At 36.8% G+C, this 12,863-nt stretch carries 15 protein-coding genes; all 15 read right to left on the bottom strand.

Going from position 1 to position 12,863, the window contains the following annotated elements:
* A partial coding sequence (pth, locus tag RT445_RS09390; protein ID WP_313470454.1) for an aminoacyl-tRNA hydrolase occupies positions 1–540 on the bottom strand: 540 nt, incomplete at its 3' end.
* A gap of 145 nt (positions 541–685) precedes the next feature.
* Positions 686–1,276: a 50S ribosomal protein L25/general stress protein Ctc gene (locus RT445_RS09395; protein WP_274795162.1), complete on the bottom strand. Its 591-nt coding sequence runs from the start codon at positions 1,274–1,276 to the stop codon at positions 686–688.
* Between the two features lie 255 nt (positions 1,277–1,531).
* Positions 1,532–2,491: a ribose-phosphate diphosphokinase gene (locus tag RT445_RS09400; protein WP_274795161.1), complete on the bottom strand. Its 960-nt coding sequence runs from the start codon at positions 2,489–2,491 to the stop codon at positions 1,532–1,534.
* A gap of 24 nt (positions 2,492–2,515) precedes the next feature.
* Positions 2,516–3,886, bottom strand: coding sequence for a bifunctional UDP-N-acetylglucosamine diphosphorylase/glucosamine-1-phosphate N-acetyltransferase GlmU (gene glmU / locus RT445_RS09405; RefSeq protein ID WP_274795160.1), 1,371 nt, complete (start codon positions 3,884–3,886; stop codon positions 2,516–2,518).
* A 262-nt stretch (positions 3,887–4,148) separates the two neighbouring features.
* Positions 4,149–4,451, bottom strand: a complete 303-nt coding sequence (gene spoVG, locus RT445_RS09410) for a septation regulator SpoVG (RefSeq protein ID WP_274795159.1) — start codon at positions 4,449–4,451, stop codon at positions 4,149–4,151.
* 222 nt (positions 4,452–4,673) lie between these two features.
* A complete protein-coding gene (locus RT445_RS09415; protein WP_274795158.1) occupies positions 4,674–5,048 on the bottom strand; it encodes a RidA family protein in 375 nt (124 codons plus the stop codon).
* The gene (purR, locus tag RT445_RS09420) at positions 5,045–5,878 is read right to left on the bottom strand and encodes a pur operon repressor (protein ID WP_274795157.1); all 834 of its coding nucleotides are present in this window, start codon (positions 5,876–5,878) and stop codon (positions 5,045–5,047) included. Before purR ends, RT445_RS09415 begins: the two co-directional genes overlap by 4 nt.
* Positions 5,879–5,934: 56 nt before the next feature.
* Positions 5,935–6,801, bottom strand: a complete 867-nt coding sequence (ispE, locus tag RT445_RS09425) for a 4-(cytidine 5'-diphospho)-2-C-methyl-D-erythritol kinase (RefSeq protein WP_274795156.1) — start codon at positions 6,799–6,801, stop codon at positions 5,935–5,937.
* A gap of 222 nt (positions 6,802–7,023) precedes the next feature.
* A complete protein-coding gene (locus RT445_RS09430; protein WP_004229193.1) occupies positions 7,024–7,203 on the bottom strand; it encodes a small, acid-soluble spore protein, alpha/beta type in 180 nt (59 codons plus the stop codon).
* A 114-nt stretch (positions 7,204–7,317) separates the two neighbouring features.
* Positions 7,318–7,578, bottom strand: a complete 261-nt coding sequence (gene veg / locus RT445_RS09435) for a biofilm formation stimulator Veg (RefSeq protein ID WP_004229199.1) — start codon at positions 7,576–7,578, stop codon at positions 7,318–7,320.
* A 153-nt stretch (positions 7,579–7,731) separates the two neighbouring features.
* On the bottom strand, positions 7,732–8,613 hold the full coding sequence (rsmA, locus tag RT445_RS09440) for a 16S rRNA (adenine(1518)-N(6)/adenine(1519)-N(6))-dimethyltransferase RsmA (RefSeq protein WP_274795155.1): 882 nt from the start codon (positions 8,611–8,613) through the stop codon (positions 7,732–7,734).
* Positions 8,606–9,172 (bottom strand): ribonuclease M5, encoded by a 567-nt coding sequence (gene rnmV / locus RT445_RS09445; protein ID WP_274795154.1) that lies wholly within the window; start codon positions 9,170–9,172, stop codon positions 8,606–8,608. The genes rsmA and rnmV overlap by 8 nt, the downstream gene beginning before the upstream one ends.
* A gap of 410 nt (positions 9,173–9,582) precedes the next feature.
* Entirely contained in the window at positions 9,583–10,794 is a 1,212-nt protein-coding gene (locus tag RT445_RS09450) for a resuscitation-promoting factor (RefSeq protein WP_274795153.1), read from the bottom strand.
* 135 nt (positions 10,795–10,929) lie between these two features.
* Positions 10,930–11,700: a TatD family hydrolase gene (locus RT445_RS09455; RefSeq protein ID WP_274795152.1), complete on the bottom strand. Its 771-nt coding sequence runs from the start codon at positions 11,698–11,700 to the stop codon at positions 10,930–10,932.
* 252 nt (positions 11,701–11,952) lie between these two features.
* Positions 11,953–12,863 (bottom strand): methionine--tRNA ligase subunit beta (gene metG, locus RT445_RS09460; protein WP_313470459.1); only part of this gene is annotated, 911 nt, incomplete at its 5' end.

Genomic DNA, 12,863 nt, shown 5'->3' on the forward strand with positions numbered 1-12,863 from the left:
CACATCAAGAAACGGCTTTGAAAGAGATGCTTCGACTGCATTTACAGATTTTTCGATGGCTTCTTCCATAAGAACCTGATCGTCCTTTGAAAATTTCGCTAAGACATAGTCTGCAACTTTCATGCCCGCAGGTGGACGATTAATTCCTACTCGAATACGATTAAATTCCTGGGTACCTAAATGTTGAATTAAAGATTTAATGCCGTTATGGCCGCCTGCACTACCTTTTTGTCGCAGACGCAATTTTCCTGTTTCTAAATCTAAGTCATCATAAATTACAATTAAATCCTCTACATCAATATCAAAATAATCCATAAGGGGACCAATACATTCCCCTGATAAATTCATATATGTTAAAGGTTTAACAAGTAGAACCTTTCCTTCAGGTCGATGTACAGTTGTGTACATTCCATTAAATTTTGAATTTGTTAAAGGCGTCCCCCATTTTTCTGCTATCGCATCAATTACATCAAAGCCAATATTATGTCTTGTATGCTCATAAGGTTTACCTGGGTTTCCTAAACCAACAATAATTTTCATAAGTACCTCTCTTCTTTCAATCTAATAGTCATTATTTTACCATACAGCACACATAGAAAGCATTTTGTACAATTCTTAAACCGCATAAAAAATAAGGCTAATAAGAAAGCTCAACTTTCTTACTAGCCTTACCTATTATTTATTTTTATTCTTGCTCTTCCACACCGTCTATAGTCTCTTCTTCTACTGAAGCAGGCGCTATAATCGTTACTAATATATAATCATCTTCATCAATAACTTCAACAGGTATATGATCTCGAATATCTTTTACAGTTAAGGATTCTCCAATTTTCAATGTTGAAATATCAACATCAATCGATTCAGGTAACTCTGCTGGTTTTACCTTCACTTTCAATTCTAAGTTAGGCTGCATTAAAATACCGCCCTCACTCACACCGACTGACTGACCCATTAGTTTAATCGGAACATCAGCTTCTAACTCCTCAGCCATATTAATGGCTAAAAAGTCGACATGATTTACTTCATCCTTTAATGAACATTGCTGTATTTCTGACACAACAGCATTCACTTTTTGCCCCTCTAACTCAAGTGAAAACACACTATTTTGTCCATTTCTCTGAATGGACTTAACAAATTCTTTTGCAGAAATAGAAATTGGGGTTGAATCTAATTTATAGCCGTAAATAACCGCAGGAATGGCTCCCCCTTTTCTAAGTTGGGTTAATGTCGAACGATGCCCAGTTTCGCGCTTTTTAACACTTAATACTGTACTCATACTTCTTTATTCCCCTTCCAAGAAAATTATTTACGCCTTATCAACAAGCAATATGTTGTAGGCTATGATAATATTTATCTCTTATTATTTGATAGAGTAAATATTATTAAGTCACATTTTCTATTATACCCCTTTATATGAAGAATCACACAAAAAACACTCGATTATTTATTCCCAAGATGAACTTATGTCCGAATCATTTAACATAAAAAAAAACAAATCCATCTAAAAAGATGGATTTGTCTATATTTATTATTAATCAAATAGTGTACTTACAGATTTGTTTTCATAAACGCGAGAAATCGCATCAGCCATCAATTTTGCTACAGAAAGCTCAGTAATTTTCGGAGACTTTTTCTCGTCTGCAAGCTGAATTGTATTTGTCACAACTAACTCTTTAATAGCAGAGTTTTCAATACGTTCGATTGCTGGACCAGATAATACAGGGTGAGAACAGCATGCATAAACTTCCTTTGCACCAGCAGCACGTAATGCGTCAGCACCAATTGTAATCGTACCTGCTGTGTCAATAATATCATCAATCAAGATTGCCACTTTACCATCTACATTACCAACAATGTTCATAACTTCCGCAACATTTGGTTTTGGACGTCGCTTGTCAATAATTGCAATCGGTGCTTTTAAACGTTCAGCCATTTTGCGAGCACGTGTTACCCCACCATGGTCAGGTGAAACAACAACGATTTCTTCTGCTGGAATACCTTTAGATTTGAAGTAATCTGATAATAAAGGTACTGCCATTAAGTGGTCGATTAAGATATCAAAGAAACCTTGAATTTGAGGTGCGTGTAAATCTAGTACGATTACACGTGTTGCACCAGCAGTCTCTAGAAGGTTCGCCACTAATTTAGCTGTAATTGGCTCGCGCGCTTTTGCTTTTCGGTCTTGGCGTGCATAGCCATAATAAGGCATTACAACGTTTACTGTACGAGCAGATGCGCGTTTAACTGCATCCACCATAATTAAAAGCTCCATTAAATGTTCGTTTACAGGTGCAGAAGTAGACTGCACGATAAACACATCACAACCACGAATACTTTCTTCAATGCTAATTTGAATCTCTCCATCACTGAAGTGCTTAACAGAAGATTTTCCTAATTCAACACCCATTTCCTGCGCAATTTCTTGAGCTAATGGATTATTAGAATTAAGAGAAAATATTTTTAATTGTGAGTTTGCATAATGATACGGCATGATGGCCTCCTGTTTAGTTGATAATTATTTTGAATTTAATTTGCTTACATAATTAGGTTTGTTTTCTTGTCTTGCACGCGCAATTGCAAGTGCATCTTCAGGAACTTCTTTTGTAATTGTAGAACCTGCTGCAATAAATGAACCTTTTCCAACTTTCACTGGTGCTACTAAGTTAGTATTACATCCTACAAATACATCATCTTCAATAATCGTTTTGAACTTATTTTTTCCATCATAGTTTACTGTAATGGAACCACAGCCAATATTGACGTTACTACCGATTTCAGCATCACCAATATAACTTAAATGCGATACTTTCGTGTCATTATCTAGCTTGCTTTTCTTCACTTCTACAAAGTTACCAATTTTCACATGACTACCGATCTCTGAAAGCGGTCGAATATGAGCATATGGTCCAATTGCTGTATCTTCTGCAATAGCGCTTTCACGTACTACAGAGGAATGTACAGTTGTACGATCACCGATACGACTATCTGCAATTTGAGTGTTTGGTCCAATAATGCAATCCTCACCAATAACAGTAGCACCCTCAATCATTGAACCTGGTTGAATGATTGTATCACGACCAATTACTGCATCTGCGCTAATATAAGTTGTTTCTGGGTGGATAATCGTCACACCATTACGCATATGTTTTTCATTAATTCTTGCACGCATTAATGTCTCTGCCTGTGACAAAGCTACACGATCATTGACACCTAACGTTTCTTCAAAATCATCCGTCACATATGCTTCTACAATATCGCCTTGTTTTTGTAAAATTTCAATGACATCAGGTAAATAAAATTCGCCCTGTGCATTATCATTTTTCACAAGCTTTAATGTTTCAAATAACAGTTTGTTATCAAAGCAGTATGTGCCAGTGTTTATTTCTTTTACTAATTGCTGTTCTGCCGATGCGTCCTTTTGCTCAACAATTTGTTCCACCTGTCCGTTCTCGCCACGTAAAATACGACCATAGCCAGTTGGATTTTCAGCAATCGCTGTTAAAATTGTTGCTTTAGCATTTTTAGCTTGGTGATGTTCGAATAAAGCCTGCATTGTTTCAGGTCGAATAAGGGGTGTGTCTCCACAGACAACTAAAGTTGTACCTTCTTCATTACCTAAAATTTCTTCAGCCTGTTGAACAGCATGTGCTGTCCCTAACTGTTCTGCCTGCAGAACATACTCACTTTTATCTCCTAGCTGTAATTGCACTTTTTCTGCACCATGTCCTACAACCGTTACAATGCGATTTACATCTAACGTTTGAATATGATCCACCACATGTTGTACCATTGGTTTCCCACATACTGGATGGAGCACTTTATATAATTTGGACTTCATACGTGTACCTTGACCTGCAGCCAAAATGACAGCAAAAACATTGCTCATCTGTAAGTCCTCCAATACGCTCATTTTCTCTTATGACTATATAGCAAAATTCATCTATTTTCAAGGCATGTAGAGTTGACAAAAAGATGAATTACAAAAACCACTGCACCATATGCTCGAATGTCATGAAGTATATCCTAAAAAAGCTCATATTCTCTTTTTATCAAAATAAAAAGAACCCTTCATACATGAAGAGTTCTTTATATCTTTTCATAGATTCATTTTGTAGCAAATCCCCAGTGAGGTATTTATTTCCTTTTGATTAGACACCAATTCCTTCTAATTCTTCTTCTTTAGTCGTTTCCTCTATTTCACTAGAGTTATGATACTCGTTTAAAATGATCTCCTGAATTTTATTGCGAGTATCCGAATTAATTGGGTGTGCAATATCTCTAAACTCCCCGTCCGGCGTCCTTTTACTTGGCATTGCGACGAATAAACCAGTATTTCCATCAATTACACGAATATCGTGAACAACGAATTCATTGTCAAGTGTAATGGAAGCAATCGCACGCATGCGACCATCCGTCTGTACCCGACGTAATCTCACATCAGTAACTTCCATTTTCTCACCACCTCTCTTCTTAGATGCCTAATTGAAAATATCATATTCTCGATTACCGAATATTTTCCTTTTTATAGTCTATCAAATTTTCTAAAAAATTTGAATACTTATTAGAATAATATTTTTTCTTATATACGGAATTTTTGACAATTGTTTGTCAGTATTAAAAAAGCTCACTAAACAGAACGCGTAGTTCCCTTTAGTGAGCTTATCAATTTATGTTTATTTAACCATAGCAATTACTTCTATTTCTACTTTTACATCTTTCGGAAGTCGAGCTACCTCTACCGCTGAACGAGCTGGTTTATGATCACCAAAATGACTTGCATAAACCTCATTCATAGCTACAAAGTCATTCATATCCTTCATAAAAACAGTTGTCTTTACAACATTTTCTAAAGAAGATCCTGCTTCTGCTAAAACTGCTTTTAAATTAGCGAAAACTTGATTTGTTTGAGCTGTTATATCGCCCTCTACCAATTCCCCTGATGCTGTTAATGGAATTTGCCCTGAGCTATAAAACATTCCGTTAACAATAATTCCTTGTGAGTATGGTCCAATTGCTGCTGGTGCATTTGTTGTTGCTACTACTTTCATTTGTCATGTCCCCTTCTAGAAAAATAGTTACCTTCACTTAATGCAATTGTTCGATCTTTTTCATTAACTTCATGAAGCTTTACAAGTGAATAATAATCATCTACTAAAGTTTCGTCCGCATGTTCAGCCTCTACAAGCACCGCTATACCTGCTAACTGACAATCAAACTCCTCTAATAGATTTTTCATACCGTTCATCGTACCACCGACCTTCATAAAGTCGTCAGTAATTAAAACACGTTGTCCACTTTTCATGCTTCTTTTTGATAATACCATTGTCTGAATTCTTCTGGAAGAACCAGATACATAGTTAATACTTACTGTAGAGCCCTCGGTTACTTTACTATCTCTTCTCACAACAACCACTGGTACATTTAAATGTCTTGCAATCGCGTGAGCAATAGAAATACCCTTTGTTGCTACAGTCATTATGACATCAATTTGTTGATCAGCAAAAGCAGAGGCAAATACCTTCCCTACTCGATTAATTAAATCTGGGTTCCCTAGCAAATCTGTCATGAATAGGTACCCACCTGGTAATAATCGATCTGAATGTTCAAGCTCTGCCTTTAAATCCTGAATTACTAAACGTACTTCAGTCTCGGACATTTTCGGAATATATTTTACTCCTCCTGCGGCGCCCGGCACTGTCATCAATAACCCGATTCCTTTTTCTTCGAAAGTTTCTTTTACAATCGTTAAATCCTCACTAATGGATGACTTCGCAGATTGATATAATTCTGAAAAATAAGTTAGCGGGATCAGCTGATGTGGATGTTCTAGTAAATAGTACGTCATATCAACTAGTCGTTCACTACGTTTCCATTTCATGCGACCCTCTCCTAAACACGAATATTTATAGGTAAAATTAACACAAATTTGCGTTTCTAAGCAAGTGTATTTCGCTCACCTAAAATTCGAACTGCATAAACTTCCTCACAAAAACCACGTAAACCATTATAGATGCGGCTTACTCGAGCTTCACTATCCACCAGACCAAACACAGTCGGACCGCTTCCACTCATCAATGTGGCATCTGCACCAAAACGCTTCATTTGTTCCTTTAACATCACAACTTCTGGATGTAACTTAAATGTTACAGTTTCCAGAACATTCCCTAATGAAGAGCATAATAGCTCATAATCTTTTGTTTCAATAGCCTGTATCATCTGCTTAGTATTTGGGTGTTCTAAGCCTTCAACCTTCAATCCTCCATATACCTCAGCTGTAGATACACCAATTTTAGGCTTTGCTAAGACCACCCAACAGTTTGGTGGGGCTGGTAATTCCTTTATTTTTTCCCCACGGCCTGTAGCTAATGCTGTGCCACCATAGACACAAAATGAAACATCAGAGCCAATTTTAGCTCCCAATTCTGCTAATTCATCTATCGATAAACCTAAATCCCACAGCTCATTGAGACCCTTTAAAGTAGCGGCTGCATCACTACTACCGCCCGCTAGCCCTGCTGCAATGGGAATTTCCTTTTCAATTGTAATGGATACACCTTGTCTAATGCCGTATGTATCTTTAATGAGACGCGCTGCCTGATAAGCAAAATTACGATGATCATTTGGTACAAAATTATCAGTAGAGATTATTTGGATTTCTCCATCTTCTCGAGATTCAAGACTAATACGATCAGCTAAATCGACTGTTGTCATGACCATCTCTACTTCGTGAAAATTATCTGGTCTTTTATAAAGCACATCTAATGTTAAATTGATTTTTGCAGGCGCCTTTACATAAAGCATATTTCTTCCTCCCTTATAGCTACACGTATAAACAGTTCCTTTTTTTCGCGCAAGGTTATTCATTTTATTTTACCATATTGGGCATACGAAAATGGAAAAAAAGAACCGTATACCCTCTTCGGTGTATCGGTTCTCTTTCGTCAGTTGTATTTGTTGTGTTAGTAAGGATTTTCATCCCTGCTGAATGAAACTTTATAAGTTGCCTACTTTAACAAAAATAGCCTACTTACGCTCTTGCTCACTACTTGCCCGTTCAGCCATTTCAATGGCACGTTTAACCATATTACCAGCATCTCGAGCTTTTATGCCGCCCCAGCCTTCCTTTTGCACAACATCATAAAATCCAAGTTCTTTTGCGATCTCTTCTTTTAATCGAGGTGACATGATACCTTTTCTAGGCATATAAACTCCTCCTTTAACAACTGACGAATTTAGTATGCCCGCGAAAACGCAAAACACTCATGTAGTTTTTAACATACATGAGTGTTTTGAAAATATAGAAATAAGTACTAGAAACTATTTTGCGACAGCAGCCTTTGCTTCGTCTAAAAATGTAATCTCTACTGCTTCAGTTAAAATATCTGTGTAACTATACGATACGCGCTTGCACGTATTGTCTTCTTGATCGAGCTCTACTACAAAGATAGCGCGATATGTTTCACGTAATATCCCTGCACACTCAACCGTTTTCTTGCGACCACCGTTTGCTTTTAATTGCAAACGTTTACCCAAATGACAATCCAACGACTTTTTAATGTCCGCTAAAGTTTTTGGCATTTTCGCTTACACCTCACTAATAACTAGTATAAGCGAAACGCCCAAAAATGTCAACAAAATATAATATTTTATCAGCCTCTTATAAAACTTGTCAACTTATTTTTTATAAAAAATATATATTTTTTTACATCAAAGAAAAATTGTTAACAAAAATTACTTTGCAAACACAGGATACAGTGCATCTGCTAATTTTCCAAACTCTTGAATAGAAAGTGTTTCTCCACGACGAGTTGGTTCAATATTAGCTGCCTCTAATGCCTCTAAGATCGAATCCTTATGTGCCTTACCGTTTGGCAACCCTGATTGTAGGTTATTATAAATTGTTTTCCTTCGCTGTACGAATGAAGCACGAGTCACGACAAATAAAAAGTCCTCATCTATTACTTTTACAGGTGGTTCATCATGCTTGATAAGACGAAGTACTGCTGAATCTACATTTGGTTGTGGCATGAAAACTGTTTTTGGCACAGTCATAGCAATATCGGCCTTCACATAATACTGAATCGCAATAGATAATGAACCATATTCCTTCGTTCCTGGCTTAGCCGTTATACGATCAGCTACCTCTTTTTGCATCATAACAACAAAACCGCGAATTGGCAGTCGATCATTGAGCAATTTCATTAAGATTGGTGTAGTGACATAATACGGTAGATTGGCAACGACCATAATATCTTCAATTCCTGGCATTTCATCTGCAATAACCTTCGCGACATCAGCCTTAAGTATGTCAGAATGAATAATAGACACATTATTATATGGACTAAGTGTATCTTCTAGTACCGGTAATAAGCGTTGGTCAATTTCAAAGGAAACAACCTTTTTTGCACTTCTTGCCAGATGCTCTGTTAATGCTCCAATACCAGGACCAACTTCAATTGCACCACTGTTTTCTGTTAAATCTGCATGACTCACTATATTTCTTAAAATGTTAGGGTCAATTAAAAAATTTTGACCTAAACTTTTTTTAAATGAAAATCCATACTTTTTTAAAATTTCTTGAGTACGAATAGGTGTTGCAATATCCTTATGCATTATTTTCCTCCTGATCTAGCTGTGCGACCGCCGCACCAAATTGCTTTTCTGTAATCTGAAACATTTTTAACCTTTTATGAAGCTGTTTACCGTTTGTTGCTCCAATATTTAAGATTTCTCCTAGACGATCACGACGCTGCTTAGATTGAGGGTGCCCAATCAATCGTGCTGTCATTAAATCTTCTAGTGTAATATCATCTTCACTTGGCACATCATGCTGAGGGGTATAAACATGTTGTAGAGCTTCTCTTATATCTTCGTCAGCAGCATGTTCAATCCCTAACCCTTTACCGTTCTTGGCAATCGTTTTGGCTTTTGGTAAAAAGGCATGTTTCACACCTTGAACATGCTCTTCAATAATGGCACGTATTCGACGTCCTGGATAGTCAGGATCCGTAAATACTATAACACCACGTTTTTCTTGGGCATGCTGAATTCGCTTCAATGTTTCCTCTGAGATAGCAGACCCATTTGTTTCTATAGTATCTGCATGTACGGCACGCTTAATAGCAGTCGTATCATCTTTTCCTTCAACAACTATGATTTCTTTTATTTGCAAAAAGGCTCCTCTTTTCTATCTACCTTATCTTCTGACCATTTTACAACTGCATGATACTGTTTGTACAGAAATACAAGGCTGGAACGAGCCTAATATCATTTCAGCTTACAGAGTTTATCATTATACAGTGCTTACAAAATCTTTTGCTAAATAGCTCAAAATGCCTTGCCTTGCTTGTGCCGATTTTTCTGACCAATAGCAGTTAAAGCTAATTGAATTGAGACAGCAAATACGCAGCAAAACCCGTGATTTTTTCTACTATACCTGCCCCTCAAGAACAAAAAATCTTATGTACTTGACTCTTTTCCTTGCACTATCAATTTTCATAGTCAAATTAAAAAGCTTTCCTGCCAGTCAAAACAGGAAAGCTCCATTTGTGAAAAAACATTTTGATTAATTTTACAATTTTTTTAATTTAATACTTTAATACGCACTTTCTTACGTCCCCAGTTACGTGCTTGGGCATCTGTTTGTACAAGTATATCGATCTTATTACCCTTAATTGCGCCACCAGTATCCCCAGCAATAGCTGTACCGTAGCCTTCAACCCATACTTTTGAGCCTAATTTAATAACAGATGGGTCAACTGCAATTACCTTTAATCCAGAATTTGAACGTAAGTTTATACCAGTTGCTGATGTACCTGAACAACCGTCACAATATGGTGTATAAGCTGTTGCCGTTACATAAAATTCTTTGCCGCTAGCTGGCTCTGCTGAACCACGTGATACAGTTTGTGCACTTGCAACAACTGTTTTAGTGCCAACTGCAACGACTTTCTTTTTCGGCTCTTTTAAAACTTTTTCAGATTGTAAATTTTTCGCTACAACCTTACCATTTTCTTTGACAATCTCATACGTACGAGAAACTGAGCCATTCTCGCCTGTTGCCACTACCTTTTGTTTACCCTTTTGCAATGAAGCATCCTGCTTCTTTTCAACTGCGAAATCTAAAGAGTCTTCCACTACATCGATAACCTTTTCTACGCGAACTACTGTGATTTTACTCGCCGGAGTAATAACGTCCTCCAGGTTATTTTCGACACGATCGAATTCATTTAACTGAATTCCTTGTTGTTTTAAAAAGTTAGCGACCGTAGTCGAAGTGGACCATACTTGTCTTTTATTTACGCCATCGACAAGCGCTACTTGAAACGCTTTTTGAATATCGATTTTGTTTTCTGCACCTAGTTCAGTATCTAGACCCTGTGCTAAAGTGTCATGTTCAGATACTTTAATATTTGCTTCCTTCAAAATGTCTTTCACAAGTGTTTCAGTTGTCCAAACTTTTGACTGATTTCCATCAACTGAAATAGTTACTTCTTTTGCCTGTTCCCATTGAATTGCTAATCCATTAACAATTTTGGTGTTCAGAGAGGGTGATATTTTGTCATGCTCTGCTACATCTATATTTTGATCTTGTAATAATTGTTCTACAGTTTTGGCATGTGTTGATACTTCGATTGTTTCTCCGTTTGCTTCAAGCGTTACGGCTTTTTTCGTACCTTGGTAGAGTACGAAAGAGATTACAGATACAAACAGGACAAGTGAAATAATTCTTATCACTGTTTGCTTACTCCTCAATGATCCTAAGAACAAGTTTTTCATGGAATTATTTGACATGAAAAAACGCCTCCTTAATACAAGGTTGGATTATACGGACTAGTTTTGGCACTGTCAACCCGAAAGTATTTCTCTGAAAATTGACTTCTTTGTTTTTGCCAACCATAAACCCTGTATTGGAGGCATCTAAGCTAGTTAATTGTCAATCCCAAAAAATTTTTTCGCATTGTCTGTAGTTGCTTGTCCAATTTCCTCAATTGTCAACCCTTTTAAACGCGCAATTTCCTCCGCAACTAAGGGTACAAATGCTGGTTCATTGCGCTTACCTCGATGTGGATGTGGCGCCAAGTAAGGGGCATCTGTTTCGATCATCAAGTGCTCTAGAGGTATTTCTGTAGCCACTTCCTTTGGCAGACGTGCATTTTTGAATGTTACTGGTCCACCAAGACTAATCATAAAATTCATAGCTATACATTCACGCGCTGTTTCTACACTCCCACTAAAGCAGTGCATAACACCTCCTACTGATGCTGCGTTCTCTTCGCGTAATATTCTTACAACATCTCCTGTTGCATCCCTGTTATGAATAATAATTGGCAAACCGGTCTTTTGTGCTAAATGAATCTGTTTGCGGAAAAGTGCTTGTTGAACGTCTTTTGGGGATTTATCCCAATAGTAGTCCAACCCAGTTTCACCAATGCCAACTATTTTTGGATGTGATGCTAACTTTTCAATCCATTCCAAATCTTCTTGCGTACAATCAATGGCATCTACTGGATGCCAGCCAATAACACCGTAAACAAAATCATATTGCTCTATCAATTGCATAGTTCTTTCAATGGTTTTACGGTCAAAACCAATTACAACCATTTTCTCTACTTTAGCTTCAAGGGCTCTATCTATTACCGCCTGAAGGTCTTCATCATACTGATCTGCGTTTAAATGTACATGGCTATCTATAAACATCTTCATTCTCCTAACATCGATTTTATTAAAATTTATTATTTCATATTTTTCGTAAGCATTACAAATTTGTTACAAACTATTTGGTAATGTGACATTACACTTAATCGACAACTCTACTTATAATACAAAATACCTAAAAATCCCTTTATTTCACAACGCACAAACTATTTCAGAATAATAAATAGTCCTTTTTACAACCAGATTTGAAAAGCCTGCCGAATATTTTCTATTCAGCAGGCCTTTCATAGTTTTTTACTTTACCTTTGCACCATTTTCAAGTTTCGGATCAACTGATGCTAATTTTAAAATTCCATCTTTTTCACCAGCTAAAATCATACCTTGTGACAACTCTCCACGTAATTTAACTGGTTTTAAATTCGCAACGACAATCACCTTTTGACCAATTAATTCATCGGGATTATAGAATTTCGCAATACCTGAAACAACTTGGCGTTGCTCGTATCCTAGATCAACTTGAAGCTTTAATAATTTATCAGCTTTTGGGACGGTTTCACATGCAGTTACAGTTGCCACTCGCAAATCAATTTTCATAAAATCATCAATAGTAATTTCAGGAATATCTGGATGTTCGTTAGACTTGGCAACCTTATTAGTTTCTTCTTCTTGTGGTGTTTTCACAGAACCACGCATTTCCTCACGAATATAAGCAATTTCAACTTCATTTTCCAAGCGTGGGAAAATAGGTATCCCTTTTTCTACCACTTTAATGTTTGCTGGAATAGTATTGCCGAATGTTTCAATTGTATCCCATGCTAAGAATTTGTCATCTAAACCTAACTGATCGATCATACGTTTTGGTGTTGTTGTCATAAATGGTTGTAACATGACAGCTATTTGGTGTAAGCTTTCTGCCAAATTTCGCATAACAGCACCTAGTTTTGGCTTATCCGCTTCTTCTTTTGCTAATACCCAAGGCTGGGTTTCATCTATATATTTATTAGTACGTGAAACTAGTGTCCATAGATCAGCAAGTACGACACTAAATTGCATTTTTTCCATACTTTCTTCATATTTAATACGAACTGACTCAGCTTGTTCTTTTAAACCTGCATCAAATTCTGTTTGTTGAAGATTTTCTGTAGGAATAATGCCATCATAATATTTATTAATCATGGAAATAGTTCGATTTAATAAATTACCTA

Origin of the sequence: Lysinibacillus sp. (assembly GCF_032093475.1) — a bacterium.
In the GTDB taxonomy this organism is placed as follows: Bacteria; Bacillota; Bacilli; order Bacillales_A; family Planococcaceae; genus Lysinibacillus; species Lysinibacillus irui.

Coding starts and splice junctions, on each gene's coding strand:
- spoVG (WP_274795159.1), bottom strand. CDS start 4,451: ATGGAAGTTACTGATGTGAGATTACGTCGGGTACAGACGGATGGTCGC.
- ispE (WP_274795156.1), bottom strand. CDS start 6,801: ATGCTTTATGTAAAGGCGCCTGCAAAAATCAATTTAACATTAGATGTG.
- RT445_RS09400 (WP_274795161.1), bottom strand. CDS start 2,491: ATGCCGTATCATTATGCAAACTCACAATTAAAAATATTTTCTCTTAAT.
- veg (WP_004229199.1), bottom strand. CDS start 7,578: ATGCCAAAAACTTTAGCGGACATTAAAAAGTCGTTGGATTGTCATTTG.
- RT445_RS09450 (WP_274795153.1), bottom strand. CDS start 10,794: ATGTCAAATAATTCCATGAAAAACTTGTTCTTAGGATCATTGAGGAGT.
- RT445_RS09430 (WP_004229193.1), bottom strand. CDS start 7,203: ATGCCTAGAAAAGGTATCATGTCACCTCGATTAAAAGAAGAGATCGCA.
- purR (WP_274795157.1), bottom strand. CDS start 5,878: ATGAAATGGAAACGTAGTGAACGACTAGTTGATATGACGTACTATTTA.
- RT445_RS09455 (WP_274795152.1), bottom strand. CDS start 11,700: ATGTTTATAGATAGCCATGTACATTTAAACGCAGATCAGTATGATGAA.
- glmU (WP_274795160.1), bottom strand. CDS start 3,886: ATGAGCAATGTTTTTGCTGTCATTTTGGCTGCAGGTCAAGGTACACGT.
- rsmA (WP_274795155.1), bottom strand. CDS start 8,613: ATGCATAAGGATATTGCAACACCTATTCGTACTCAAGAAATTTTAAAA.
- RT445_RS09395 (WP_274795162.1), bottom strand. CDS start 1,276: ATGAGTACAGTATTAAGTGTTAAAAAGCGCGAAACTGGGCATCGTTCG.
- RT445_RS09415 (WP_274795158.1), bottom strand. CDS start 5,048: ATGAAAGTAGTAGCAACAACAAATGCACCAGCAGCAATTGGACCATAC.